Origin of the sequence: Candidatus Rhodobacter oscarellae, assembly GCF_001078595.1 — a bacterium.
GTDB lineage: Bacteria > Pseudomonadota > Alphaproteobacteria > Rhodobacterales > Rhodobacteraceae > Rhodobacter_B > Rhodobacter_B oscarellae.
Genome location: NZ_LFTY01000002.1, coordinates 2,162,954 through 2,189,904 on the forward strand (window position 1 = coordinate 2,162,954; position 26,951 = coordinate 2,189,904).

Genomic DNA, 26,951 nt, shown 5'->3' on the forward strand with positions numbered 1-26,951 from the left:
GCGTTCCCCTCAATAGACCGGCGGCGAGATGACCCAGATGGCCACGGCGGGCACGTCATAGGGGTTCGCCCAGCGCAGGGTCTCGTCGCGGATGCGAAAGCTGTCGCCCTCGCCCACGGTGAACTTGTCCTCGCCCAGCCAGAGGTCCAGCTTGCCCGACAGGATCACGCCAACCTCGCTGGTGGCGCGGTCCACCCGGTCGCTGCGGTTGGAGCCGGGCAGGAAGGTGGAATGCAGGACCTCGAAATCATCGGTCAGGTCGGGCGAGAGCAGGGATTCGTCCAGCCCCGGCACGCGCTCGCCGATGGCGCGGCGCGCGGATTTGCGCACGATGCGGCCATCCTCGGCCTCCGGCGCGTCCGACACGGCCACCAGCGACAGCGGCACGCCGAAGATCTCGCTCAGGCGGTCAAGATCCTGCGGCTCGGGGGTGGACAGGTCGCGCTCGACCTGGCTGAGCCAGCCCACCGACTTACCAAGCCGGCCCGAGACTTCCTCTAGGGTCAGCCCCCGCGACTTGCGCAGGCTGCGTAGGTCGGCCCCAAGCGTTCGCATCTCGCCCATGAAACTCCTCCGGTGAATTTCATGGGCCGGGTTCGTGAAAAAGTCAAAGGAAATTTCACGCCCCCGGGCCAAAGCCCAGGCAGCGCCGGACCCACCGCGCGCAGTGTTAACCCAGCCCCCCGCCATACCGGTGCCCGACGCAAAGCCGACGCAAGGCCGACATTTTGCCGACACCGGATTCCCTAGCAAAATAAGGCGTTAACCGGCGATTCGCCTGCTCGATGCGCGCGCCGCGGTCAGATCTCGTTAAGACAGGCGCTTACGCAGCTCGGTTTTCAGCACCTTGCCATAGTTGTTCTTGGGCAGCTCCGGCACGAACACGTAATCCTTGGGGCGCTTGAACCGCGCCATGTTGTCCAGGCAAAAGGCGTTCAGCGCCGCCGCATCCGCCCTGCCCACCACAAAGGCCACAACGTCCTCGCCCCATTCCGCGCTGGGGCGCCCGATCACGGAAACCTCTTGTATATCAGGATGTTGCAGCAGGACCTCCTCGACCTCGCGGGGGTAGATATTGGTGCCGCCCGAGATGATCAGATCCTTCGAGCGGTCCACCAACGTCAGATAGCCCTCCGCGTCCAGCCGCCCGACATCGCCGGTCATCAGCCAGCCGTTCTGCAACGCCTTTTCCGTGGCCTCCGGGTTCTCCCAGTAGCCCTGCATCACCGGGGCGCCGCGCACCATGATCTCTCCGGTCTCCGCGCCCCCCTTGATGGCCAGCTCCACCACGGATTGCGCCCGCCCCACCGATCCCAGCTGGACGCGCCCCGCCACCTCCTCGCGGCTCAGCGCGGTGATGCACATCGGGCATTCGCCCTGGCCGTAGATCTGCACGAACTTGGGCCCGAACCAGTCCAAAGCCTCAGTGATATCAGAGACATACATCGGCCCGCCACCATAGACGATTGTCTTGATCCCGGACCCCTTATCGCCCGCGGCCTTCGCCGCATCCAGCAGCCGCCGCACCATGGTGGGCGCCAGAAACATCGAGGCCTGCCCCTGCCCCGCCGCCAGCTCCAGGACCTCCGCGGGGTCGAACGCCCCCGAGGCCGGCACCAGATGCGCCGCTCCGCGCAACACATGGATCGCCGCATAAAGCCCCGCACCATGGCTCATCGGCGCGGCATAAAGCGCCGCGTCCTCGGGCGAAACCTCATCTACATCAACGGGATAGGCCAAAGAGGCCGCGCGCACCATGCCGTGGGTGATGCGCACGCCCTTGGGCCGCCCGGTGGTGCCCGAGGTGTAAAACAGCCAGCAGAGGTCATCCTCGGCCCGCTCGACTGGGGCAAGGCCCTCCCCCTGGCACATCGCCTGAAACTCCGCCGACTCCATGTCGACAATCGGCACCTCCGCCGCGCTGGCGAGGACGCCCGCCAGGGCGGAGGAGCACAGCCCCAACGAGGCGCCGGAATTCCCAATGATCCAAGCGGCTTCCTTGGCATGCAGCTTGGCGTTTATCGGCACCGCAACGGCACCGGCGGCCCAGATCCCGTAGAAAGCGATCAGGAATTCGGGGCAGTTCTTGGCAAAAATCGCCACGCGGTCCCCGGTGCCCACGCCGCGGGCCTGCAGAGCGGCGGCGAGGCAAGAGGCCTGCCTCCAGAAAGCGGCGTAATCCGCGACCGGCTCGGCACCGCGCAGCAATGCGGGCCGCGTTGCATAGCGCAGCGCGCTGCGCTGAAGCCAAAGGGCCAGGTTCATCCGGGGTCTCCTCCATTCCAATCGTCGGCGGAAAGGAACACCAATACGGGAGGCTGTGCAATCCGCCGAAACGCCTGAAGGGGGCCGTTCGGGAGGTAGAGAAATCTCGCAACGGGGCCGCAAACGCTTGTAGGATTAGTCAAATCTTCACCGAATCGTCCAAGGATAAAGGGCGGTAGGGAGGGGGTAACTCGGCGGCCGGTCTGTTAACCCGCTGTTCATAATCTGCCGAAAAAAACCCACGCTTCGGGCCGATCCAAACCGGCGCGGCGACATGCGGCCGCTGGCCCCAGGGGCGCGCGCCGGGCCCGGATTGGTCCTGCTTGCCGGATCCACAGCGCTGCACCTATGGTGCGTGCATATTCTTGAAAGGACTAGAATGCTACGCGCCGCCTTTGCGATATTCTGCACCGCCACAACGCCTGCCCTTGCCGGGCTTATTTTCTGCAACGAAACCGGTACTCGGGCGACCGTTGCCATCGGATATACCGAGGATGGCTCTTGGATCTCCGAGGGCTGGTGGCGGGTCGAGCCGTTTGACTGCACAGAGGTGCAGGCCGGCGATCTGACGAAACGCTATTACTACTGGCGGGCGACGTCCAAGGGCGGCACCTTTCCCAGCGAGAACTACTATTTCTGCACCACCGACGCCGCCTTCACCATTGTGGGCGACGAGAATTGCGAACAGCGCGGCTACCAGCGAGAGGCCTTCACAGAGGTCGATACCGGCCAGTCCAAAGACTTCATCGTCAACCTCACCCTCCACGATCAGATCCCCGAGCACTCCCAGGACGCGCCGCTGCATTCCGACGAATTGCCGCAGAATGATGCGGGCGGCGGGTTCAACGCCCCGCCCGGCACCCATGGCGAGCCCTATGCGATCGTGGGCCAGTTCCAGGGCTGCTACTGGGAGGGCGACGCGCATTATTGCGATGTGACCGCGGATGGCTGGACCTACACCGCCAGCAGTTTCACCCCGACAGACGCGGCGGTGATGGAAAGCCTCTCCCAGGTGCCGCTCTATGCGAATGTTCAAATCGACGGGGACCTTATCTACTACGAAGGCAGCCAGGCCGAGGTCACGATCCGCAGCTTCGCGATCGCCAGCGGCGCGTCGCTGGCACAGCCTGACCCGGTCCAAAACGCGATGTCCTTTGGCGAGATCCAGGATTTTCTGCAGGGCTATTGGAATTCAGATGACGATGACAGCTATGTCTGGATCATCGACGGCAATCAGCTCGATGAGATCTATGACGCCAACCTTCTGGAGCGCTCTTACTTCGAGATCCACCCCACCTGCGCGGCCTCCTACGGGCAAGGCCCCGTGATCATCGCCTACCCCGAGGTGGACGCGCATGGCGACGGACCGGACTGCTATCTGATCACCCGCCTTGGCCAACGCGGGTTCGAACTGGCGGAGATGGTGAGCGGGCGCAGCTTATCTTTTACCTATTCGAACTAGTTAACATTTCGCGAGCACGAAGCCGCGTTGCGAGCACGAAGCCGCGCCTGCCCGGATCGCTTCTCCGCGATCCCAGTGAATATTCCGTTAACCCCCAACTGTTCCATTAACCAAGGTTATGCGGGCAATGAGGCCCGCCGCAGGCGCTCCTATTGGTAGTCGCTACCGATAGCGCACCTTCAGAGGCCGCCCGCCGGGCAATCGCAAGATGCGCGCGGTCGTCCACCAGAAGATCCAGAAATCCAGGCAGACCGACTGGTTGCGCTGGTATATCAAGTCCAGGCGCGCCTTGCGGGGGATGCAGCGGCGCCGGTAGACCGCGTCGGTCTCGGCGGCGGTCTTGCAGCGCGCCAAGAGCCAGCCCTCATGGCGCGAGAAGAAGTAGCTTGCGATCCCGGTCAGCCCGGGGCGGGACTTTAGCACTTCGCCGTAGATCTCGGGATAATCCTCGACATAGCGGCGCAGCGGCGGGCGCGGCCCCACCAGGCTGACATCGCCGCGCAGCACGTTCACCGCCTGCGGCAGCTCGTCGAACTTGGTGCGGCGCAGAAACCGCCCCACGCGGGTGACGCGCGCGTCCTTATCGCCGCCGGACACGCCCGCATCGTCGGGGTCGTTGACCATAGTGCGGAACTTCCACAGGTAGAAGGCCTGCGTCTGGGTCTTCATGCGCTCCTGGCGGAAGATCACCGGTCGCCCGTCGAGGATCAGGATCGCCGCGGTGATGATCAGCCCGATGGGCAGGATCAGCGGCGTGATCAGCAAGAGCACGCAGAGATCCAGCAGGCGCTTCGCCGGGGTCATGGGCGGAACGCCTTCCAAGCGCGGGCGGCCTGCTGCGCCGAGACGGGTGCTGCGGCACCGGGCACCAGCGCGCTCAGCCTCTTGACCGACATCTCTGACACGGCAAGCGCCCCCTCGGGCGCCGCCCGCGTCTGATAGGTCTGCCCCATCGCCGCCAGCAGGGCCCCCATCTCCAGCGCGGGCGCCGCGGCCAGGTTCAGCACAGGCGGCAGGCTCTGGCCGGACACGGCGCGCTCAATGAGGCGGTCCAGCACCAGCGCCAAGCGCTCGGCGTCGACATAAGAGCGCACCGGTGTGCGCCCGTCGGGGAACTGGTCCAGCGTGATGGGGCGTCGCGCGGCCAGGTTCTGGCCAAGCACATCGGCGCCAACGACATTGCCCAGGCGCAGCTGGGTAAGCCCAAGCCCCGCCTGCGCCGCCAGCGCGTGGCTTGCCTGCTCCATCTCCAGCTTGGCCTGCCCATAGGGCCCGGCGGGCGCGGTTGGGCCGTCCTCAACGCTCAAACCCTCGGCGCGGCCGTACACGGCCATGCTCGAGGCCAGGAAGATATGCGGCGCGGCCGCCGCTATGTCTGTGGCGCGCAGCACGGCCAGGGCGATCTCGCGGTTGCCTGCCAGAGCCGCTTGCGAGCCCGCGGTGACCCCGGCCAGGCACAGCACGCAGCCGGCGCCCTCCAGATGCGGGGCAAGGCCGCTGGGGCCGTCCGCAAGCGCCCAGCGCCGCGGTCCCGCGCGCGAGACCCAGCGCATGTCGCCGCGCCCCGCCCAGGCCTGCGCCAACATGCGGCCGACGCGCGACCCGGCACCCACTATGACCGTTGTTTTGTTCACTCAATCGGCTCCACCGAAAAGCGTTGCAAACTAATGAAGCGCAATGGCGGGCCGCACAAGCTTGTTTTCGGGTGTCTTTTTTGCTGAAACTCGATAGAAACACCATGATGAAAAGCGAGTCACCGGGGGGCGCATTCGTTTGCAACGGTTGATACTATTGGTTGCCTGCGTGCTGCTTGTCGGCTGTAGCCTGCCGCGCGGCGCGGCGCTGCAATCCGAGATCGTGAACGCGGCCGGGGACGACGATGCGCCGTTTGCGGTCTACCCGGTCAACCGCGACACTGTCGAGACCTATGCCGGCTGGCCGCGCTGGCACGGCTATGTGGGCTGGGCGGGGTCGACCCGCGGCCCGGCGAGCCCGGTGATCCGCGCCGGCGACCGGCTGGACTTGGTGATCTGGGACAGCTCGCAGAACTCGCTGCTGCATATAGACGGCACCAAAGTGGTCGATCTGGCGGGCATCATCGTGGCCCCGGACGGCTCGATCTTCATGCCCTATCTCGACAAGCTCTACGTGGCCGGTCAGGGCCCGGAGGACGCGCGCAGCCAGATCCAGGACGCCCTCAGCGAGGTGCTGCCCAGCGCGCAGGTGCAGATCGGCTACACCGCGGGGGCCAGCAATTCTGTCAGCCTCGTGGGCGGGGTTGCGGCGCCGGGCAGCTTCCCGCTGCCCAACCGGAACTTCTCGGTGCTCAACCTGATCTCGCTGGGCGGCGGCGTGCCGCCGGGCATGCGCAACCCGCAGGTCTCGCTGGTACGCGACGGGCGCACGAATAGGACCTCCCTGGGCAAGCTCTATGACGACGCCTCGCTGGACGTGGTGCTGCGCGGCGGCGACAAGATCATCGTGGAACAGGACGAGCGCTTCTTTCAGGCGCTGGGGTCTTCGGGCCGCGAAGAGCTGATCTATTTCAGCAAGGAGCGGATCAACGCGCTCGAGGCGGTCTCGCTTATGGGCGGGATCAACGACAGCCGGGCAGATCCCAAAGGCGTGCTGATCCTGCGCGAGTATCCCAAGGGCCAGGTGCGCGCCGACGGCAAGGGCCCGTCGCATAGCGATGCGGTCTTTTTGGTCGACCTGACCACGGCGGATGGGCTGTTCAGCGCCAAGCGGTTCTTCATCCATCCCGGGGATGTCGTGCTGGTCACCGAATCCCCGATCACCAAAACGCAGACGATCTTTGGATTGATCGGCAGCGTGTTCGGGATCGTCGGGTCTGCACAGAATCTGAGCAACTGAGCCGTGGCATCCAGGGCGGCGGATCTTCGACCCGCAAGATGATAAGGCCAGAGCGGATAAGCCTTAAGGCCAGAGGCCAGATTTCCGTGATACCAAGCCCCTTGCGCCCTTTGGACCAAAGCGAATGCTCGCTAGGGTGCGGCTGGTGCGGACTGGGCCCATTTCGGTCGCACCGATACGCCATAGAACGAGAGCTTTGATGCACCGACAACCTGCCCTCGATACCTCGCCGAAAGTCTCTGACGAGGTCCGCCAAACGACCTGCTACATGTGCGCCTGCCGCTGCGGCATCAACGTGCATATGAAGGACGGCCCCGACGGCAAGAAACAGGTCGCCTATATCGAGGGCAACCGAGACCACCCGGTGAACCAGGGCGTGCTCTGCGCCAAGGGCTCGGCGGGGATCATGCAGGTCACCGCGCCGTCGCGGCTGCGCGCGCCTTTGAAGCGCGTGGGCGCGCGCGGCGAGGGCAAATTCGAAGAGATCAGCTGGGACGAGGCGCTGGAGCTGGCCACAAAGTGGCTCAAGCCGATCCGCGAGACCGACCAGTCCAAGCTGGCCTTCTTTACCGGGCGCGACCAGTCGCAGTCCTTCACCTCCTACTGGGCGCAGGCCTTTGGCACGCCCAACTACGCCGCCCATGGCGGGTTCTGCTCGGTCAACATGGCCGCGGCGGGGATCTACACGATGGGCGGGGCGTTCTGGGAGTTCGGCCAGCCCGACTGGGACCACACCAAGCTGTTCATGCTGTTCGGCGTGGCCGAGGACCATGACAGCAACCCCATCAAGATCGGGCTGGGCAAGCTGAAGGCGCGCGGCGCCAAGGTGATCGGGGTGAACCCGATCCGCACCGGCTATAACGCCATCGCGGATGAATGGGTGGGGATCACGCCGGGCACGGACGGGCTGTTCATCCTGGCGCTGGTGCACGAGCTTCTGCGCGCGGGCAAGATCGACGTGAACTACCTGGCGCGCTACACCAACGCGGGCGTGCTGGTGAACTGCAACGAAGAGGACCCGGATTTTGGGCTCTTTTTGCGCGACGACCAGGGCTGCGCCCTGGTAATCGACCGCGCCACGGGCAAGCCCGCCCCCGCCGAGGCGGCGATCCCGGACCTGGCCGCCACGCATCGCCACGCGGGCGTGACCTATAAGCCCGTGCTGCACCTGATCGCCGAGCGCTACATGGACGCCGCCTACGCGCCTGAGGCCGTCGCCGAGCGCATCGGCATCTCCGCCGAGCGCATCAAGCGCATCGCGGGCGAGATCGCCCGGGTTGCCTTCGAAGAAGAGATCACCATCGACCAGGAATGGACCGATTTCCGCGGCAAGAAGCATGACAAGATGATCGGCCGCCCGGTCTCGTTCCACTCCATGCGCGGGATCTCGGCGCATTCCAACGGCTTCCAGACCTGCCGCGCGCTGCATATGCTGCAGATCCTGCTGGGCTCGGTCGAGGTGCCCGGGGGTTTCCGGTTCAAGCCGCCCTACCCCAAGCCGAGCTACGCCCACCCCAAGCCGCATTGCAAGGTGACGCCGGGCCAGCCGCTGGACGGCCCGCATCTGGGCTTTACGCATGGGCCAGAGGATCTGTGCCTCAAGGAAGACGGCTCGCCCGCGCGCATCGACAAGGCCTTCACATGGGAGAACCCCATGTCGGCCCATGGCATGATGCATATGGTGATCTCGAACGCCCATGCGGGCGACCCGTATGAGATCGACACGCTGTTTATGTATATGGCGAACATGTCGTGGAACTCGTCGATGAACACGTCTGAGGTGATGCGCATGCTCACCGACAAGAAGGACGATGGCGAGTATAAGATCCCGCATATCATCTACTCCGACGCCTATAGCTCGGAGATGGTGGCCTATGCGGATCTGATCCTGCCCGATGCGACCTATCTGGAGCGCCACGACTGCATCTCGCTGCTGGACCGCCCGATCTGCGAGGCGGACGGCGCCGCGGACGCGATCCGCTGGCCCGTGGTGGAGCCCGACCGCGACGTGCGCGGGTTCCAGTCGGTGCTCTGCGAGCTGGGCGCGCGGTTGGACCTGCCGGGCTTTGTCAACGAGGATGGCAGCCAGAAATACGCCGATTACGCCGACTACATCGTCAATCACGAGCGTCGTCCCGGCGTGGGGCCGCTCTCGGGCTTTCGCTCCGAGGAGGACACGGGCCGCGGCCCGGTGAATCCTGCGCAGATGGATAAATACATCGAGAATGGCGGCTTCTGGCTCAAGCACATCCCCGACGAGGCGAGATACTATAAGCCCTGGAACATGGCCTACCAGGATTGGGCAGTGGAAACCGGGCTTTACGACAAGACCCTGCCCTATCTCTTCCAGCTCTATGTGGAACCGATGGCCAAGTACCAGCGCGCCGCGCGCGGGCACGGGCTGATCCAGCCGCCTGACCATCTGCGCGAGCGCATCAAGGCCACGCTGGACCCGCTGCCGATCTGGTACCCGCCCTTCCTGGACGGCCATGCCGACCCCGAGGAATACCCCGTCCAGGCGCTGACCCAGCGCCCGATGGCGATGTACCACTCCTGGGGCAGCCAGAACGCCTGGCTGCGCCAGATCCACGGCGCGAACCCCTTGTATGTGCCGACCAAGCTCTGGCAAAAGCACGGCTTTGCCGAGGGCGACTGGGCGCGGCTGACCTCGCCCTCGGGCGAGATCACCGTGCCCGTGGTGCATATGGCAGCGCTGAACGAGAACACCGTCTGGACCTGGAACGCCATCGGCAAGCGCAAGGGCGCCTGGGCGCTGGACACGGACGCGCCGGAGGTCACCAAAGGGTTCCTGCTGAACCATTTGATCGACGAGCTTCTGCCGGAGCGCGGCGATGGCATGCGCTGGTCGAACTCTGACCCGATCACCGGCCAGGCCGCCTGGTTCGACCTGCGGGTGAAGATCGAGAAGGTCCGCGCCCCCGCCGAGGCGCAGCCCGCCCATCCCGCGCAAGGCTCGCCGGTGCCGGATGCCCCCGCGGACCGCAGCCAGAAGGTGGGCGCATGATGCTGGTTTCGAATTTTGCTTGCGCAAAATCCGACCGACCGGGGGGGCTCTGCCCCCCCGGACCCCCCCGGGATATTTTTAAACCGAAGAAGCGGACAAGGCTTGGATGAGCTGGGTCACCGGGCATAACGGCGTGCGCTTGCATGTGGCGACGGCGGGCGACCCCGCCGCCCCGGCGCTGCTGCTGATCCATGGCTGGTCGCAATGCCATCTGTCCTGGACCAAACAGCTTGAGGGCCCGCTGGCCGACCGCTTCTTTCTGGTGGCCCCCGACCTGCGCGGGCATGGCGCCTCCGACAAGCCCGACGCGCCAGAGGCCTATGACAACTCCGCCCCATGGGCAGGCGACATCGCAGCGATCATCGACCAGCTTGACCTGAACCGGCCCCTGCTTGTGGGCTGGTCCATGGGCGGCAAGGTGATGCTGGACTATCTGGCGGTGCATGGCGACGCCGCTCTGGCGGGCGTGGCCCTGGTGGGGTCGGCGGTGACCTCTGGCCGGTCGCAGCCCGCGGAGGCCGCGGCCCAACGCGGCGCCGACGTCGCTGTCGCCGCCCAGGGCATGTATAGCGAGGACCTGGGCGCGAACCTTGCGGCCACGCTGGCCTTTGTGAAGGCCTGCACGGCCCAGCCCGTGGAGGCGGACACGCTGGCCTGGATGATGGGCTACAACATGCTCTGCCCGCCGCATATCCGCGCCGCCGCGCGCCTGCGCCATGACGACTACCGCGATGTCGCCCGCGCCACGCGCGCGCCCGCGCTGGTGCTCTGGGGCGACCAGGACCGGCCCATGCCGCGCGCGCTCTTTGACGAGAGCGTGGCCTGCTTTGCCGACCCGCACCCGGTGGTCTTCGAGGGCATCGGGCATTCGCCTTTCTGGGAGGCGCCGGAGCGATTCGACCAGGTGCTGGGCGATTTCGCCGCGGCGCAGCACCGGCGCGACACCGACGCAATACCGACGTGAAACCGACGGGGTAAAATGACCGATCTTCCGACCTCCACCGCCCGCAAGCTGGGCCTTGTGATCGACCTGGACACCTGCGTCGGCTGTCACGCCTGCGTGGTGGCCTGCAAGGGCTGGAACACCGAGAATTACGGCGCGCCCCTGGCCGACAAGGACGCCTATGGCGCCGAGCCCGTGGGCTCGTTCCTCAACCGCATCCACAGCTACGAGGTGCAGCCCGCGAACGCCCCCGCGCAGCTGATCCACTTCCCCAAATCCTGCCTGCATTGCGAGGGCGCGCCCTGCGTCACCGTCTGCCCCACCGGCGCCAGCTATAAGCGCGTCGAGGACGGGATCGTGCTGGTCAACGAGAGCGACTGCATCGGCTGCGGGCTGTGCGCCTGGGCCTGCCCCTATGGCGCGCGCGAGATGGACCCCGTTGAAAACGTCATGAAGAAATGCACGCTCTGCGTGGACCGGATCTATAACGAGAACCTGCCCGAAATCGACCGCGAGCCCGCCTGCGTGCGCACCTGCCCCGCCGGCGCGCGGCATTTCGGCGACTTCGCGGACCCGGAGTCCAACGTCTCGCAGCTGGTGGCCGAGCGCGGCGGGATCGAGCTCATGCCCGAGCAGGAGACCAAGCCGGTGAACCGCTACCTGCCGCCGCGACCGAAAGATGAGTGGGCCAAGGACGCCGAGATCGACGTGCTGGCGCCCCTGCTCGCCCCGGTGGCGGAAGAACCAAAGGGCCTGCTGGGCTGGCTCGATAAGGCCTTGGAGAGACTGTAATGCACCCAGCCGGTTCCATCATCGTTTTCACCGCGCTCTCGGGGCTTGGCTTTGGCATGCTGTTCTGGCTCGGGCTGGGGCACTTCACGCCAACCTACTGGACGGGCTTCGTTTTCTTCGCCGTGGCCTATGCGCTGTCGGTGGGCGGGCTGCTGGCCTCGACCTTCCACCTGGGCCACCCCGAGCGGGCGCTGAAGGCCTTCACGCAGTGGCGCTCCTCGTGGTTGTCGCGTGAGGGCTGGCTGGCCTGCATCACCCTGGGCGTGATGGGGCTCTATGCGGCAGCGCTGGTCTTTGCGGGCGCATGGCTGGCGCCGCTGGGCTGGCTTGGGGCGGTTGGCAGCCTGGTGACGGTCTACGCGACCTCGATGATCTACGCGCAGCTCAAGACGGTGCCGCGCTGGAACCATTGGACGACCAACGTGCTGTTCCTGGGGCTCTCCCTGGGCGGCGGGGCGCTCTTGACCGGGGCGGTCTGGCCCGCGATCGTGCTGCTGCTGAGCACGGCGGCGGTGCAGGTCTATGCCTGGCGCGCGGGCGACCAGCGCCTGGCCGAGAGCGGAACCGATATGGCCACGGCCACCGGGCTGGGGGGCATCGGGGCGGTCACCGCCTTTGAGCCGCCGCATACGGGCGGCAACTACCTGACCCATGAGATGGTGTTCGTGGTTGGCCGCAAGCACGCCCGCAAGCTGCAGAACATCGCCCTGATCCTGGGCTTCGCGCTGCCGGTGCTGCTGCTGATGCTGCCGTCCAGCCACCTTCTGGCTTTGCTGGCGATCGGGCTGCACTTGGCGGGGCTGTTTGTGCTGCGCTGGCTGTTCTTTGCGCAGGCCGAGCACGTGGTGGGGCTGTATTACGGCAAGCGCTAAAGGGGGGCTTCGCTGTCGCAAAGAGCGCTTTGATGGCGGCTGGGTTTGGCCAGAGTGAAGCTTTGCGTGACCCAAATCTCTTGCAAGAGATTTGCACTTTCCTTCCAAGGAAAGTGGCCGCGCGCGCCGGTGAGAGGTTGCGATAGAAGGATCATTTCGGGGCGCGCTGAAGAAACTCTTTCAAGAGTTTCGCAATTTTCTTGCAAGAAAATTGCGCCCCGCCGATATCCGCTCCAGCCCAAAACTGGCCCCCATCCAAGCATGCACCTAAGACAGGCCAAGCGGCCCGGCGTCCAGCCTATGCAGTGCGTATCACTGCGCGATCCGCACCACCAACGCCAGCATCTGCGGCCCAAGCCCTGCCACGATCAGCTCCAGCCCCGCCGGGTTGGGGTGCAACCGGTCGGGCTGCAGGAAGGTCTCAAGCCGGGTGCCATCCGCGGTGGCCTCTTGCATCGGGGCCAGCAGGTCCTCGACGTAGAGCGCGCCGAACTCCTGCGCCAGATCCGGGTAGATGGCGTCAAACTCGGCCTTGTAATCGGCCCCGTAATTGAGCGGCGCGGGGACGCCCACAACGAGGATCGCGACGCCTGCGTCGCGCCCGGCCTCAAGGATGCCGCGCAGGTTGGTGCGCGCCGCTGCCGGATCCAAACCGCGCAAGAGGTCGTTCGCGCCGAGTGCGACCACCAGCCCCTCGACCTCGGGGGTCAGCGTCCAGTCGATGCGCGCCAGACCGCCCGCGGTGGTGTCGCCGCTGACGCCCGCGTTGATCAGGCGCACCTGGGCGCCCTGGGCCTGCAGCCAGCGCTCCAGCACCGGCACCAGCCCCGCATCCGGCGCCAAACCATAGCCCGCCGTCAGGCTGTCGCCCAGCATGGCGATCACCGCCTGGTCCGCCGCCTCATCCGCCGCCAAGGGGGATGCGACTAAAATGCCCGCCAATACGAGCTTGCGCATTGCCGCCAGCGCCCCATATCCCAAGGACGCGCATCGCTTAAGGACCGCACCCATGGTTGACCCCGTCGCACGGCTAGAGAACGCCCAGCTATCGCTGGACGGCAACGCGGGGCGGGTGGACATCCTGCGCGGCATCTCCTTTGAGGTCGCGCGGGGCGAGACTTTGGGGCTGATCGGGCCGTCTGGGTCGGGCAAGTCGTCTCTCCTTATGCTCCTGGGCGGGCTCGAGCGCGCCACCGGCGGCGCCGTCCGCGTGCTGGGCCAGGACCTCACGCCGATGGGCGAGGACGCGCTGGCCCGCTTCCGCCGCCAACATATGGGCGTTGTGTTTCAATCTTTCCACCTGATCCCCACTATGACCGCGCTGGAGAACGTCGCAACCCCGATGGAGCTTGCCGGTGCTGCCGACGCGTTCGAGCGGGCCGAGGCCGAGCTGCAGGCGGTGGGCCTGGCCGACCGGGTGCATCACTACCCGGCGCAGATGTCGGGCGGCGAGCAGCAGCGCGTGGCGCTCGCCCGCGCCGCAGCACCCCGGCCCGAGATCCTGCTGGCCGATGAGCCGACGGGGAACCTGGACGGCACCACGGGCCAGGCGATCATGGACCTGCTGTTCGGGCTGCGCGACCGCCATGGCGCGACGCTAATCCTGGTGACCCATGCGCCGGAGCTGGCGCAGCGCTGCGACCGCACGATCCGGCTGGTCGACGGGCAGTTGGAGACGGACACTCTGGCGAGCGCCGCGGAGTGAGCTTCGCCAACGCCAAAAGGATCGCGCGGCGCGAGCTGCGCGGCGGGCTGCGGGGTTTTCGCGTGTTCCTGGCCTGCCTCGCCCTGGGCGTGGCGGCGATCGCCGCCGTGGGCTCGGTGCGGATGTCGATCCAGCTGGGGCTAGAGCGCGAGGGCGCGGTGATCTTGGGCGGCGACGCCGAGATCGAGCTGACCTACCGCTTCGCAGAACCGCAGGAGCGCGCCTGGATGGAGGGCGTCTCTGACCGCGTGTCAGAGATCGTCGACTTCCGCTCCATGGCGGTGGTGACGCGCGGCGAAGAGACCGAGCGCGGGCTGACCCAGGTGAAGGGCGTGGACGGCGCCTATCCCCTATACGGCGCGCCGGTTCTGGAGCCCGAACTCGAGCTCGCGGCGGCGCTGGCGGGCCGCGACACCTATCCCGGCGCGGTGATGGACCCGGTTCTGATCGCGCGCCTGGGCCTGGCGGTGGGCGAGACGTTCCGCCTCGGCGCCCAGGACTTCGTGCTAATGGCCGCCCTAGAGCGCGAGCCCGACAGCGCCGGCGGCGGCTTTGGCCTGGGGCCGCGCACCATCGTGGCCCTGGACGCCTTGCAGGGCTCGGGGCTCTTGGCGCCGGGCACCCTGTTTGAGAGCGCCTATCGCCTGGCCCTGCCAGAGGGCGCGGACCTAGGCGCGATGGCCGCCCGCGCCGAGGCCGAGCTGGACGGCGCCGGGCTGCGCTGGCGCGACGCGCGCAACGGCGCGCCGGGCGTGGCGCAGTTCGTGGACCGGCTGGGGGCGTTCCTGGTGCTGGTGGGCCTGGCCGGGCTGGCCGTGGGCGGCGTGGGCGTCAGCGCGGCGGTGCGGGCCTATCTGGACCAGAAGACGCAGGTGATCGCCACGCTGAAGACCCTGGGCGCCGAGACCCGCACGATCTTTCTGGCCTACGGGCTGCAGATCGGCGCGCTGACCCTGGCGGGCATCGCCATCGGGCTGGTGCTGGGCGCGGTGGCGCCACTGGCCCTGGCGCCGATCATCCAAGAGCGCCTGCCGGTGCCCGCGGTCTTCGCGCTGCACCCGCGCGCCCTGGCCGAGGCGGCTTTGTATGGCGCGCTGGCGGCGGCGGTGTTTACGCTGTGGCCGCTTGCGCGGACCGAGAACGTGCGCGCCGCGGCGCTCTATCGCGACGGGGCGGGCGGGCGCGTGCCGCTGCCGCGTTGGCCCTATCTCTTGGTGACGGCGGCGCTGGTCGGCGCCCTGGTGCTGGCGGCGGCGTATCTGTCGGGCCTGGCGCGGCTGACAATCTGGTCGGCGGCGGGGATGGCTGTGGCCTTTATCGCGCTGATAGGCATCGCGGCCCTTACACGGGCCGCCGCCCGCCGGCTGGCCCGCACCAGGCTGGCACGGGGGCGCAGCGCGCTACGCATGGCGCTGGGCTCTGTCGGAGGCCCCGGCTCGGAGGCCGGGGCGGTGGTGCTCTCGCTGGGGCTGGGGCTGACCGTGCTGGCCACGGTGGGGCAGATCGACGCGAATTTCCGCAGCGCCATCGCGCGCGACCTGCCGGACGTGGCGCCAAGCTTTTTCGTGGTGGACATCCAGAACGCGCAGATCGACGCCTTCCTGGAGCGCGTCGAGGCCGACCCAGAGGTCACCCGCGTGCAGACCGCGCCGATGCTGCGCGGCGTGATCACCCGGATCAATGACCGCCCCGCCGCCGAGGTGGCGGGGGATCACTGGGTGATCCAGGGCGACCGGGGCATCACCTATTCCGCCGCCCCACCGGAGGGCGCCGTGGTCACCGCAGGCCGCTGGTGGGACGCCGATTATGACGGCCCGCCGCAGGTGAGCTTTGCCGACGAGGAGGCCGCAGAGATGGGCCTGGCCCTGGGCGACAGCCTGACCATCAACGTGCTGGGGCGCGACATCACCGCCGAGGTCACCAGCTTTCGCGACGTGGATTTCTCGAACGCGGGGATCGGGTTCATCCTGTCGATGAACCCCGGCGCCTTGGCGGGCGCGCCGCATACGCATATCGCGACGCTTTATGGCGAGGAGGCCGCGGACGCGCGGCTGCTGCGCGAGCTGGGCAACGCCTATCCCAACATCACGCTGATCCGGGTGCGCGACGCCATCGCGCGGGTCACCGAGGTGCTGCAGGGGATCGCCGCGGCCACGACCTATGGCGCCTTGGCGACGCTGCTGACGGGCTTCGTGGTGCTGATCGGCGCGGCGGCGGCGGGCGAGCGGGCGCGGACCTACGAGGCCGCGATCCTCAAGACGCTGGGCGCCAGCCGCGCCACGGTGCTGGCCAATTTTGCGCTGCGCTCGGCGATCTTCGGGCTCGCGGCGGGGCTGGTGGCCATCGCAGCGGGCGCGGCGGCGGGCTGGGGCGTGATGACCTTCGTGATGGAGACCGATTACGCGTTCGAGCCCGGCTCGGCCCTAGCCATCGTCACGGGCGGCGCGCTGACCTCTCTGGTGGCGGGGCTGGCCTTTGCCTGGCGGCCCCTGGCGGCGCGACCCGCGCGGGTGCTGCGCGCCAGCGAGTGAGGCCGCCGAGGCCGCGGCTGCGCGCGCGCCATCCGCGAAAGTGTCACAATTTCGCAACCTCCCATTGCGTCACCTGACCCCGGCCCGCTTCCGCAAGTCGCGCGATCTGCCTATGCTGCGCCCGATGCCGCACCGATCGGTGCGAATTTGGGGATAGGCATGTCGCGGCGCACCAAACTGGTTCTGGGCCTGATCACGCTGCAAGCGTCGGCGCTGGTGGTGGTGCTGGGCATCACCTATTGGGCCAGCCAGGACCTGCTGCTGCGCTTCTCCGAGAACATCGCCGCGCGGATCTCGCGCGATGCCACCGCCTATACCGAGGGCTACCTGGACCCCGCCGACAAGACCGCCGAGCTGACTCAGCGGCTGCTGGAGACCGGGCTTCTGGACCCTGGCGACCGCTCGGCCCTGTCGCAGTACTTCCTAGAGCTGCTGGCCGCGCGGCCCAATTTCGACGGGATCTATCTGGGCGAGGTAGATGGCGGCTTCATCTATGCCAGCCGCGCCGGCGACGAGGACCCCGGCGCGTTCCGCGTGAAGCGGATCGCCAACGCGCCCGCGCGCACGGTGCGCCTGGATTGGTACGCGCCCCAGCTGCAGCATGTCTGGCGCGAGATGGACCCCAAGGACGACTACGACCCCCGCACCCGGCCCTGGTACGAGGCCGCCCTGGACGAGGACGGCACCGTCTGGACGCCGCCCTATATCTTCTTCAGCTCGCAGGCGCCGGGGATCACCGTGGCGGTGCCGGTGCGCGCGAGCGCCGGTGGCGGCAGCGGCTTCGTGGGCGCGGTGGGCGTGGACATCAAGATCGCGGCGCTCTCGGGCTTCCTGGAGACCCTCGACATCAGCCCGCGCGGCCAGGCGGCGATCGTGGCCGAGAACGGCGACATCATCGCGCACTCGATCTCGGAACTGACCGAGGGCGGCGCCTTCAAGACGCTGGCCGAGCGCGACGACCCGATCCTCACCCAGGCCGCCGCGCAGATCGAGGGCGGGCTGGACACGCTGTTTCCTGGCGAGATCCGCCTGGCCCGGTTCGGCGCCGACGGCGAGACCTGGATCGGCGCCGTGCTGCGGCTGGACCTAGAGCGCACGCCCTGGACCGTGTTCACCTACCTGCCCGAGGACGACATCCTGGGGCCGCTGCAGCGGGTGCGCAACATCGCGCTGGTGGTGTCGCTGCTGGCGCTGATCTCGACCGCCGGGCTGGGCGCGCTCTACGCGCGGCGGGTGACGGGGTAGCGCGCGGTGGCTTCAGCGCGCGTTAACCCCGCGCGGGTATCTTGGTTAACCGAAGCGCTTCACCGGCGGGACTTGCGACCCCGCCATCTGCACGACCCATAGGCGGGCCCGCCGCATCCAAGCACGGCCTCAGCATATCTCAGCGGTCAATGACCACGCCCCGAACGAGACATTCGCCCCAAGCACCGCCCTGCCCCCATGGCGGAGCGTTTGTGCTGCGTGGGTGTTAAAGGGGCTTGAAGCGATGGCGCGGTATTGGCCTGGGGCTGACGTTGCCAACACGCGCTACACCCCAGCGACGTTCGCCGACACCAGATGAAACGGAACCCACAACGAGCAACCGCCCAGCTTGCCTGGGCAGCGGCCGACCTCCCCCAGGAGGCCGCTTTTGCGACGCTGCAAACCAATGAAACGACTGCGTTTGTAGAGCGCGCGCGCCAAGTGCTGACGTTGTGCAAGCGACCTCCAGGTCGGCCGCTGCCCGGTTTGCGCTTGCCGCAAGGTGGAGGCCCCGGGTCAAGATCGGGGCGGGTTTCGATGATCACTCCAGCCCAGAACCGATTGGCAAACCTCCCCAATCCAACTCTAGCTCCCCCGTTTTGTCCCACCCTGACTGGCCGCGGCCCCGCCCCGGCGCGCGAGCTCGCGATGTCTTCAACGGGCGCGCTTTGTTGCGAGAATTTTTGCGGCGATGAAGGCTTCATGCAAGCTTGGCATTGCAAGCTCGCGGGGTGGACCGCGGCCTCCAACCGGTGCGCTTGCGGTCTCACGGCATTTCTATGGGGCACTTCACATGACGCAGACCGGCATTCCCTTCCTCTTCATGCGCGGCGGCACCTCGCGCGGGCCCTACATGAACCGCGCCGACCTGCCCGAGGATCTTGATACCTTGGCCGAGGTCCTGATCGCCATGGTGGGGGCCGGGCATCCGATCAACATCGACGGCATCGGCGGCGGCACGGCGGTGACCACCAAGGTGGCGATGCTGTCGCGCGCGCAGGACGATTGGGCGGATGTTGATTACTTCTTCGCCCAGGTCAGCGTGGCCGAGAAGCTGGTCGACTTTAAGCCCACCTGTGGCAACATCCTGGTGGGGGTCGGCCCGGCGGCGCTTGAGATGGGGCTGGTAGCGCCCAAGGGCGATGTGACCGAGCTGCGGGTGCGCGCGGTCAACACCGGCGCCCGGGTGGTGCAGCGGGTGCATACGCCGGGCGGTGGCGCGGTGCTTTACGACGGGGGCGCCACCATCGACGGCGTGCCGGGCAGCGCGGCCCCGGTGGGGCTGCAGTTCATGGACGTGGTGGGCGGCGCGACGGGCGCGCTGTTCCCCACCGGCAACCGGGTGGACGTGATCGACGGTATCCGGGTGAGCTGCATGGATGTGGCGATGCCGATGGTGATCGCGCGGGCCGAGGGTTTCGGGCTGACCGGGCAGGAGAGCGCCGCCGAGCTGGACGAGAGCCGCGATTTCTACGCCCGGATGGAGCCGCTGCGGATCAAGGCCGGCGCGATGATGGGGCTGGGCGACGTCAGCAAATCCGTCACGCCGAAATTCGGCCTCTTGGCGCCGGCGGCGGATGGCGGCGCGGCGGCGGTGCGGTATTTCATGCCCTGGAACTGCCACCCGTCGCTGGCGGTGACGGGCTCGCAATGCGTCTCGGCCTGCCTGTTATGCCCCGGCACGGTGGGCGAGGGGCTGATGGCGGCGCCGAACGCGAGCCCGGTGACGCTGTTTCTGGAGCACCCCATGGGCAAGCTGGAGGTAGCGGTGGATTTTCGCAGCGACGGGGAAGGGTTCGACATTGTCTCGGCGGGGCTGACCCGCACTGCGCGCAAGCTGGCGGCGGGCGAGGTGTTCGTGCCGAGGTCGGTTTGGGCGCGGGATTGAGTTTTTGCGAGGATTGGTATACGGTAGTATACAGTGCTTATCGGAGTGACCCCATGACCCATGACGATTGCCTTACCGTCGCCCGCGCCGAACTGCAGCTGGCGCGGCAGCTGATCCAGGACGAGATCCGCGCCTACCCCACGCCGATATCCGGCTGCGATGCGCAGTTTAACCACCTCATCGGGCTGCGCGGCTCGGTCGCCGAGGCCCTGCGCGCGCTGGAGGCGCCGCGCTTTGTGGCCACGCCGCGCACGCCGGCGCCAGGCGCCGGAATCGAGAGCCGATGAAGGTCCATATCCTCGACGACTGGTTCGACACGCTGCGCGGCCTGCCATGCTTTGAGATGCTGGCCGGGCATGACGTGACCGTTTGGACGGATCACGAGCCGGATCCCGCGCGGCTGGCCGGGCGCGTGGCCGAGGCCGAGGCGCTGGTGCTGTTCCGCGAGCGCACCGCGATCACCGCCGCGCTGCTGGACCGGCTGCCGAAACTGCGCCTGATCTCGCAGCGCTCGGTCTACCCGCATGTCGATGTGGACGCCTGCACCCGCAACGGGGTGCTCTTGTGCTCGAACATGCATTCCGACACGCCCAGCTACGCCGCCGCCGAGCATACGCTGGCGCTGATCCTGGCAGGCTACCGCCAGATCCCACAGCAGGTCGCCTCGATCCGCTCGGGGGGCTGGCAGATGGGCGTCGGGCGCACGCTGCGCGGGCGGGTGCTGGGGCTCTACGGCTACGGCCGGATCGCGCGCGCGGTGGCAGGCTACGCCGAGGCCTTGGGGATGCGCGTGCAATTCTGGGGCTCCGAGGCCGGGCGCGCGCGGGCCGTGGCCGATGGCGCCTCGGTCGCCGAGAGCCGCGCGGCCTTCTTTGCCGGCTCGGACGTGGTCAGCCTGCATGTGCGCCTGAAACCTGAGACGCGCGGGATCGTCACCGCCGAGGATCTGGCCGCCATGCAGCCCCGCGCCTTGCTGGTGAACACGTCGCGCTCTGGCCTGATCGCGCCGGGTGCGCTGGAGGCGGAGATCGCGCACGAACGGATCTTTGCGGCGGTGGATGTGTTCGACACAGAGCCGCTGCGGGACGCCAGTCACCCCTTGCTTGCCCATCCCAACGTGCTGCCGACGCCGCATATCGGCTACGTGACCGAGGATGAGTTCGACCTGCAATTCACCGACATCTTTGAGCAGGTGAACGCCTTCGCCGCCGGTGCGCCGATCCATGTGATCAACCCAAAGGCCGGGTGAGCGGCGCCTCCGCCCGCGCCGACCCGGGCCGGTGTCACACCGCCGTCAAGCCGCCATCGATCGAGATCGCCTGCCCCGTCATGAAGCTATTGGCCGGGTCGCAGGCCCAGAGCATCGCCTGCACCACCTCGTCCACCGTCGCGACGCGCCGCATGGGGATGCGCGCCGTCACGCGATCATACGCCCCCTGCCGATCGGTGCCGTGCTTGCCCGCCATCTCGTCGGCCATCTCATTGAACAGCTCGGTCGGCGCGAAGGACGGGCAAAGCGCGTTCACGCGGATCCCGTACCGCGCGACCTCATCCGCCGCGCTTCTGGTGAGCCCAATGACGGCGTGCTTGCTTGCGGCATAGGCAGCCAGATGCCCCGAGCCCACCAGCCCCGCCGCCGAGGCCAGGTTCAGGATCGTGCCGCCGCGCCGGGCGATCATTCTTGGCAGCTGGTGCTTCATGCACAAGAAGACGCCCTTTGCATTCACCGCCATAACGCGGTCAAACTCGGCCTCTTCGGTCGCCTGCAGCGGCGCCAGGGATTGCCCAATTCCTGCATTATTGATCGCGATGTCGATATCGCCCAGCATCTCCGCCGATTGTTCGATATGTGACATCACCTGTTTTTCGCACTTGATATCAACGCCTTGACGGAACACCTGAGAGCCGGTGGGAAGTTTCGAGGCCATGGCCTCCAAACCCCGCTTATCCAAATCCGACAATACGAGCTTTGCACCCTCCTCGGCAAAGCGCCGCGCCGCCGCCGCGCCAAACCCACCCGCGGCACCAGTGATCATCACCACCTTGTTTGCAAACCGACCCTCAGCCATCGCCCAGCGCCTCCAGGCCTTTCTGAGCGAAAACAGGAACATAAGCGCCCAACTTCAAGCCACGCTCTGGGTTGGACGCATTCCCGTCCAATGCGCGTTTTTTGACCCCCTGGAGCACCGCACCCATCCGAAAGAAGCAAAACGCCAGGAAGTAGCCGAAATCGTCAGGCACCGGGATTTCCCTGCGCGCGCAATAGCTTGCGATGAACTCGTCGTCGCTCGGCAGCCCCTCGGCCGCGCGGTCCACCCCGGCAAGGCCGCGCCCGGTCCCGCCGGGCGGCAGCTGCCATTGCATGATCACCGAGGCCAGATCAGCCAAAGGATGACCCAGCGTCGAGAGCTCCCAGTCCAACACCGCCAGCACCTGAGGCCCATCCGGCGCAAAGATCATATTGTCGATGCGATAATCGCCATGCACCAGGGTGGTTTCGCCCCCACCTGCCCCGCCCTGCAATCGCTCTTCCAAGGCGGCGATCAGGCGGTCCATATGGGAGATGGGCTCGGTCTCAGAGGCGCGGTACTGCTTGGCCCAACGGGCCGTTTGGCGCGCGATGTAATTCCCTGGGGGGCCGTAATCGCCCAGCCCAACAGAGGCCGGATCCACCATGTGCAACCGCGCCAGAACGCGACACATCTCGTCGAAGATGGCTTGACGTTCCGCGCGTTGCACCGGCTCAAGCCGGGGGTCGAAAAAGATCCGCCCCTCGACATGCTGCATGACATAGAACGCCGAACCGATCACCGCATCGTCCTCGCATAGCAGATGCATCCACGCCACCGGCACGCCCGCGCCCCGCAGCGCATGCTGCACCCGGAACTCGCGGTCCACCGCATGGGCCGATTTCAGCAGCACACCAGGGGGCTTGCGCCGCAGCACGTAGCGCGCGCCGGGCGTGGTCAGCTCGAAGGTCGGATTGGATTGCCCGTCGGCGAATTTGCGCGCCGAGACCGGGCCGGAGAACCCGGGAAGATGCTGCGCCAGATAGGCCTCGACCGCGGCAACATCCAGGCCCTGCGCGTCCGCGGTCATGGGGCGATCCCGCGCCGCCGGGCGCTCCGGCTTTTTATTGTCAGCCCTTTGGATGGGGCGCATTGTCGCAATGGGCGCAAATGCTGGTGGCCTGTTAAGACGCCATTTACCGAATCGGCTGACAATAAAAATGGGTGGAGCCCGCGGGCCGTCAAACGCAACACCACGACCCTAGGTGCCCTGATTTGTGTATTTGCGCAGCTCCGCGCGCGCCACTTGCCGCCGGTGCACCGCATCGGGCCCATCGGCCAATCGCAGCGTCCGCACATGGGTCCACATATTCGCCAGCGGCACGTCCTGACTGATCCCCTGCGCGCCATGCATCTGCATCGCCTCGTCAATCACCCGCAGCGCCATCAGCGGCGCCACGACCTTGATCTGGCTGATCCAGGGCTGCGCCTCGCGCACGCCGGCGGTGTCCATCATCCAGGCGGCTTTCAGGCAAAGCAAACGCGCTTGCTCGATCTCCATGCGGGCATTGGCGAGGATGTCGAAATTCGCGCCGAGCTCAGCGATGCGCTTGCCAAAGGCCTCGCGCGACAGCGCCCGCCTCGACATCAGCTCCAGAGCCTTCTCCGCCTGGCCAATCGCGCGCATGCAGTGGTGGATGCGACCCGGCCCCAACCGTCCCTGCGCCACCTCGAATCCGCGCCCCTCGCCCAGCACGATATGGCTGACCGGCACCCGCACATCCGTGAAGCGGATATGCATATGCCCATGCGGCGCGTCGTCATGGCCGAAGACCTGCATCGGGCGCAGCACCTCGATCCCCGGTAAATCCGGGTCCATTACGAACATCGTGTGGCGCTGATGCTTGGCCGCGCCGGGGTCGGTGCAGGCCATCAGGATGTACAGGCCACAGCGCGGATCCCCCGCCCCGCTGATCCACCACTTCTCGCCATTCAGCACGAAGTCATCGCCGTCGCGCTTGGCTTCAAAAGCCAGCTGCGCGGCGTCCGAAGACGCGATGTCGGGCTCGGTCATCACATAGGCCGAGCGGATCTCGCCCTCCAGAAGCCGCGCCAGCCAGCGGTCTTTCATCCATTGCACGCCGTAGCGCTCGAGCACCTCCATATTGCCGGTATCGGGGGCGTTGCAGTTGAACACCTCGGCGGCGATGCCCACCTTGCCCATCTCCTCGGCCAGGTAGGCGTATTCCACGGTGGAAAGCCCAAAGCCCTTGTCGCTGTCGGTCAGCCAGAAATTCCAGAGCCCGCGCTCCCGCGCCTTGGCCTTTAAGCCGTCGAGGATCTCCAGCTGCCGCGGCGTGTGCTGGAACCTGTCGCCCGAGGGGTGCTTGCCCACTTCGGCATGGAACTCTGCGTCCAGGGGGGCGATCTCGTCCTCGACCATCTGCCGGACGGCCTCGATCAGCGGGCGCACCCTGTCAGTGATGCCTAGATCCATTCAGTGTTCTCCATGCTGCTCAAAATACCGGCGGGTGAGCCACTCCGCCACCAGGGCGGGCTTGGCCGCGCCCTCAATCTCCACTTCAACGCCCCATGTCAGCGCCACATGGTCGGCGGCCTCCTGCAGCGCCTTCAGCGTGAAATGCGCCCGCAGGCGGGCCCCAGCGCGCACAGGCGCAACGAACCGTAGCCGGTTGAAGCCGTAATTCACCCCCGGCGCGTCCGTCAGTGGGATCACATCATAGGACATCGCCGACAGCATCCCTAATGTCAGAAACCCATGCGCCACGGTGCCGCCAAAGGGCGTCTGCGCCGCGCGCACCGGGTCCAGATGGATATACTGCCGGTCCTCGGTGACCTCGGCGAAGGCGTCGATGCGATCCTGGCCGATCTCATACCAGCGCGACGTGCCAAAGGGCTCGCCGAGTTTCTCGCGCAATTCTTCCGGTGACATTTTTCCTCCGCCAGGTGAGGATGGCAACGCCGCGTCAGCTTGGCAAGTGGATTGACGCCTGCGCGCCGCCGCGTCACGTAAAGCCGAAAGGGAGATCGAGACATGCCATTCGCGATGATGAGCCACGAGGTGGGCGGCCCAGAGACCCTGCGCCGGACCGAGATCACGCCGCAGGCCCCAGGAAAAGGCCAGGTGCGGATCGCGGTGAAAGCGGCGGGGGTGAACTTTCCCGACACGATCATCATCCGCGACATGTACCAGTTCAAGCCGCCCCGCCCCTTCGCGCCGGGCGGCGAGGTCGCGGGCGTGGTCGAGGCCGTGGGGGAAGGCGTCGAGGGGCTCGCCCCGGGCGACCGCGTGGCCGGGCTGACCATGTATGCGGGCGGCTTCGCCACCCATGCGAACGTGCCGGCGGGCAACGTGTTCAAGATCCCCCAAGCGATGCCGTTTGACGAGGCCGCCTGCCTGTTGTTCACCTATGGCACCTCCTATTACGGGCTGCGCAACCGCGGGCGCCTGCAAGAGGGCGAGACGTTGCTGGTGCTGGGCGCCGCGGGCGGGATCGGCGCCAGCGCGGTGGAGCTTGGCAAGGCGATGGGCGCGCGGGTCATCGCGGCGGTCTCCTCTGACGAGAAGGCCGCGTTTTGCCGCGGGATCGGCGCCGACGACACCATCGTCTACCCGCGCGAGATGGACCGCGCGGCACAAAAGGCCTTCGGCGGCGAGATTAAGGCCAAGGCCAAAGCCGTCGACGTGGTCTATGACCCGGTGGGCGGCGATTACGCCGAGCCCTGCATTCGCGCCATGAACTGGGACGGGCGGTTCCTGGTTGTGGGCTTCCCGGCGGGCATCCCCACGGTGCCCTTCAACCTGCCTTTGCTAAAGAACTGCTCGATCACCGGGGTGTTCTGGGGCGCCCACACCATGCGCGAGCCCGAGCTGCACCAGCAATATATGCGCGAGCTGATCGCGCTTTATGAGGCGGGCAAGATCAGGCCCCGCGTGTCAGAGTGGTTTGCGTTGGAACAGGCCACCGAGGCGCTGATGCGGATCGAGACCCGCGCCGCGCAGGGCAAGATCGCGCTTCTGGTTGAGGAGTAAGTCTGGGCGTGGGACGGTCCTTTGGGCGCGTCAAATCTCTTTCAAGAGATTTGCACTTTCCTTCCAAGGAAAGTTGGGCCCGCAGGCTGGCAAGAGTTGCGCATAAGGGATCATTGAGGCTCGCACTGAAGAAACTCTTGCAAGAGTTTCGCAATTTTCTTGCAAGAAAATTGCGTCGCGCCATTGCCCGCCCCAGGCCAGTCCCAACACTTGACAGCGAACACCAGGCGAGGCGGCCGCTACTCGCGCAGCCAAGCCAGCATGGCGTCCGCCGCCGCCGTGGCCGAGCTTTCACCGCGCGACACCTGCGCGCCCAGCTCTGACATGCGCGCCAGCGTGGCGGCATCCCCGGACAGTCTTGCCAAAAGCCCCTGCCGGACCTCTTCCTCGAACCAATGCCGGGCCTGCGCGGCGCGGCGCGCCTGCCAATGGCCTTCGTCCCGGCGCCAATCGGCCAGCGCCTGCATCTCGGCCCAGGCCTCGTCCAGGCCGTCCTCGGCCAGGGCCGAGACCATCATCGCCTTGGGGAAGCCCGCAGGGTCGTGCACCCGCGCCCGCAGCAGCCGCAGCGCCTGGGTATAATCGGCGCAGGTCCGCGTGGCGGCGGCGCGCAGGTCGCCATCGGCCTTGTTCACCAGGATCAGGTCCGCGATCTCCATGATGCCGCGCTTCACGCCCTGCAGCTCGTCGCCCCCCGCGGGCGACAGCAGCAGCACGAACAGGTCCGACATCTCCGCCACCACGGTTTCGGACTGCCCCACGCCGACGGTCTCGATCAGCACGACGTCAAACCCCGCGGCCTCGCATAGCGCCACGGCCTCGCGGGTGCGCCGCGCCACTCCGCCCAGCTCGGTCTGGCTGGGGCTGGGGCGGATGAAGGCCCGCGGGTCACGCGAGAGGCGCTCCATTCGGGTCTTATCCCCCAGGATGGACCCGCCCGAGCGCGCCGAGGAAGGGTCCACGGCAAGCACGGCCACGCGCAGGCCCTGCCCGGTCAGCATCATCCCAAAGCTCTCGATGAAGGTGGACTTGCCAACGCCGGGCGTGCCGGACAGCCCGATGCGCAGCGCCTCGCGGCGATGCAGGCGCAGCGCGTCCAGCAGCTCCGCCGCCTGCGCGCGATGATCCGCCCGCCGGCTCTCGACCAGCGTGATCGCGCGGGCCAGCCCGCGCCGCTCGCCCGCCAGAACGCTTTGCGCCAAGGCGCCGGCATTGATTTCGGTCCCGCTCATCCGCCTATATGGTCCCTCTCACAAACTCGCGCGTTGTCTTGCCCGCTTGGCTGG

General features: G+C 67.1%; 23 protein-coding genes. 13 read left to right on the top strand and 10 right to left on the bottom strand.

Annotation, left to right across the window (positions count from 1 at the left end; genetic code table 11):
- Positions 1–9 precede the first annotated feature (9 nt).
- Together AIOL_RS15165 and AIOL_RS15170 are read right to left on the bottom strand one after the other, a co-directional pair.
- Positions 10–564, bottom strand: a complete 555-nt coding sequence (locus AIOL_RS15165) for a helix-turn-helix domain-containing protein (protein WP_049643755.1) — start codon at positions 562–564, stop codon at positions 10–12.
- A gap of 246 nt (positions 565–810) precedes the next feature.
- Positions 811–2,265 (bottom strand): class I adenylate-forming enzyme family protein, encoded by a 1,455-nt coding sequence (locus tag AIOL_RS15170; RefSeq protein ID WP_049643756.1) that lies wholly within the window; start codon positions 2,263–2,265, stop codon positions 811–813.
- A 379-nt stretch (positions 2,266–2,644) separates the two neighbouring features.
- Between AIOL_RS15170 and AIOL_RS15175 the strand changes: the two genes are divergently transcribed.
- Complete coding sequence (locus AIOL_RS15175; RefSeq protein ID WP_049643757.1) at positions 2,645–3,727, top strand: DUF1036 domain-containing protein; 1,083 nt, start codon at positions 2,645–2,647, stop codon at positions 3,725–3,727.
- A 162-nt stretch (positions 3,728–3,889) separates the two neighbouring features.
- Here the strand turns inward: AIOL_RS15175 and AIOL_RS15180 are convergent, their stop codons facing one another.
- Together AIOL_RS15180 and AIOL_RS15185 are read right to left on the bottom strand one after the other, a co-directional pair.
- A complete protein-coding gene (locus tag AIOL_RS15180; RefSeq protein WP_049643758.1) occupies positions 3,890–4,531 on the bottom strand; it encodes a sugar transferase in 642 nt (213 codons plus the stop codon).
- Complete coding sequence (locus AIOL_RS15185; RefSeq protein WP_049643759.1) at positions 4,528–5,361, bottom strand: NAD-dependent epimerase/dehydratase family protein; 834 nt, start codon at positions 5,359–5,361, stop codon at positions 4,528–4,530. The genes AIOL_RS15180 and AIOL_RS15185 overlap by 4 nt, the downstream gene beginning before the upstream one ends.
- 148 nt (positions 5,362–5,509) lie before the next feature.
- On the opposite strand from AIOL_RS15185, the gene AIOL_RS15190 reads away from it, so the two are divergent.
- The 5 genes from AIOL_RS15190 to AIOL_RS15210 all read left to right on the top strand — a co-directional run bounded on the left by AIOL_RS15190 (position 5,510) and on the right by AIOL_RS15210 (position 12,233).
- Positions 5,510–6,601, top strand: a complete 1,092-nt coding sequence (locus AIOL_RS15190; protein WP_235439047.1) for a polysaccharide biosynthesis/export family protein — start codon at positions 5,510–5,512, stop codon at positions 6,599–6,601.
- 199 nt (positions 6,602–6,800) lie between these two features.
- Positions 6,801–9,626: a molybdopterin oxidoreductase family protein gene (locus AIOL_RS15195; protein ID WP_049643761.1), complete on the top strand. Its 2,826-nt coding sequence runs from the start codon at positions 6,801–6,803 to the stop codon at positions 9,624–9,626.
- 106 nt (positions 9,627–9,732) lie between these two features.
- Complete coding sequence (locus AIOL_RS15200) at positions 9,733–10,590, top strand: alpha/beta fold hydrolase (protein ID WP_049643762.1); 858 nt, start codon at positions 9,733–9,735, stop codon at positions 10,588–10,590.
- 15 nt (positions 10,591–10,605) lie between these two features.
- On the top strand, positions 10,606–11,361 hold the full coding sequence (locus tag AIOL_RS15205) for a 4Fe-4S dicluster domain-containing protein (RefSeq protein WP_049643763.1): 756 nt from the start codon (positions 10,606–10,608) through the stop codon (positions 11,359–11,361).
- The gene (locus tag AIOL_RS15210; protein WP_049643764.1) at positions 11,361–12,233 is read left to right on the top strand and encodes a dimethyl sulfoxide reductase anchor subunit family protein; all 873 of its coding nucleotides are present in this window, start codon (positions 11,361–11,363) and stop codon (positions 12,231–12,233) included. The genes AIOL_RS15205 and AIOL_RS15210 overlap by 1 nt, the downstream gene beginning before the upstream one ends.
- Positions 12,234–12,545: 312 nt before the next feature.
- On the opposite strand, the gene AIOL_RS15215 is transcribed toward AIOL_RS15210, so the two are convergent.
- The gene (locus tag AIOL_RS15215; RefSeq protein WP_082152621.1) at positions 12,546–13,244 is read right to left on the bottom strand and encodes an arylesterase; all 699 of its coding nucleotides are present in this window, start codon (positions 13,242–13,244) and stop codon (positions 12,546–12,548) included.
- Here AIOL_RS15215 and AIOL_RS15220 point away from each other — a divergent pair.
- From AIOL_RS15220 to AIOL_RS15245, 6 genes are all read left to right on the top strand, one after another.
- On the top strand, positions 13,243–13,938 hold the full coding sequence (locus AIOL_RS15220) for an ABC transporter ATP-binding protein (protein WP_049643766.1): 696 nt from the start codon (positions 13,243–13,245) through the stop codon (positions 13,936–13,938). The genes AIOL_RS15215 and AIOL_RS15220 overlap by 2 nt on opposite strands.
- Complete coding sequence (locus AIOL_RS15225; RefSeq protein WP_049643767.1) at positions 13,935–16,469, top strand: ABC transporter permease; 2,535 nt, start codon at positions 13,935–13,937, stop codon at positions 16,467–16,469. Before AIOL_RS15220 ends, AIOL_RS15225 begins: the two co-directional genes overlap by 4 nt.
- Positions 16,470–16,628: 159 nt before the next feature.
- The gene (locus AIOL_RS15230; protein ID WP_049643768.1) at positions 16,629–17,714 is read left to right on the top strand and encodes a cache domain-containing protein; all 1,086 of its coding nucleotides are present in this window, start codon (positions 16,629–16,631) and stop codon (positions 17,712–17,714) included.
- Between the two features lie 793 nt (positions 17,715–18,507).
- Positions 18,508–19,602 (top strand): 4-oxalomesaconate tautomerase, encoded by a 1,095-nt coding sequence (locus AIOL_RS15235; RefSeq protein WP_049643769.1) that lies wholly within the window; start codon positions 18,508–18,510, stop codon positions 19,600–19,602.
- Positions 19,603–19,655: 53 nt separating this feature from the next.
- Entirely contained in the window at positions 19,656–19,889 is a 234-nt protein-coding gene (locus tag AIOL_RS15240) for a hypothetical protein (protein WP_049643770.1), read from the top strand.
- Complete coding sequence (locus AIOL_RS15245; protein ID WP_049643771.1) at positions 19,886–20,851, top strand: D-2-hydroxyacid dehydrogenase family protein; 966 nt, start codon at positions 19,886–19,888, stop codon at positions 20,849–20,851. The genes AIOL_RS15240 and AIOL_RS15245 overlap by 4 nt, the downstream gene beginning before the upstream one ends.
- A 34-nt stretch (positions 20,852–20,885) precedes the next feature.
- On the opposite strand, the gene AIOL_RS15250 is transcribed toward AIOL_RS15245, so the two are convergent.
- The 4 genes from AIOL_RS15250 to AIOL_RS15265 all read right to left on the bottom strand — a co-directional run bounded on the left by AIOL_RS15250 (position 20,886) and on the right by AIOL_RS15265 (position 24,564).
- Positions 20,886–21,713, bottom strand: a complete 828-nt coding sequence (locus AIOL_RS15250; protein WP_326973120.1) for an SDR family NAD(P)-dependent oxidoreductase — start codon at positions 21,711–21,713, stop codon at positions 20,886–20,888.
- Positions 21,664–22,701, bottom strand: coding sequence for a phosphotransferase family protein (locus tag AIOL_RS15255; RefSeq protein WP_049645479.1), 1,038 nt, complete (start codon positions 22,699–22,701; stop codon positions 21,664–21,666). Before AIOL_RS15255 ends, AIOL_RS15250 begins: the two co-directional genes overlap by 50 nt.
- A 171-nt stretch (positions 22,702–22,872) precedes the next feature.
- Positions 22,873–24,108: an acyl-CoA dehydrogenase family protein gene (locus AIOL_RS15260; protein ID WP_049643773.1), complete on the bottom strand. Its 1,236-nt coding sequence runs from the start codon at positions 24,106–24,108 to the stop codon at positions 22,873–22,875.
- Positions 24,109–24,564, bottom strand: coding sequence for a MaoC family dehydratase (locus tag AIOL_RS15265; RefSeq protein WP_049643774.1), 456 nt, complete (start codon positions 24,562–24,564; stop codon positions 24,109–24,111).
- A gap of 102 nt (positions 24,565–24,666) precedes the next feature.
- On the opposite strand from AIOL_RS15265, the gene AIOL_RS15270 reads away from it, so the two are divergent.
- Positions 24,667–25,665 carry an NADPH:quinone oxidoreductase family protein gene (locus AIOL_RS15270; RefSeq protein WP_049643775.1) on the top strand — a complete coding sequence of 333 codons (999 nt, stop codon included), beginning with the start codon at positions 24,667–24,669 and terminating at the stop codon, positions 25,663–25,665.
- Between the two features lie 239 nt (positions 25,666–25,904).
- Here AIOL_RS15270 and meaB read toward each other — a convergent pair whose 3' ends face one another.
- Positions 25,905–26,897 (bottom strand): methylmalonyl Co-A mutase-associated GTPase MeaB, encoded by a 993-nt coding sequence (gene meaB / locus AIOL_RS15275; protein ID WP_049643776.1) that lies wholly within the window; start codon positions 26,895–26,897, stop codon positions 25,905–25,907.
- Between the last annotated feature and the right edge of the window lie 54 nt (positions 26,898–26,951).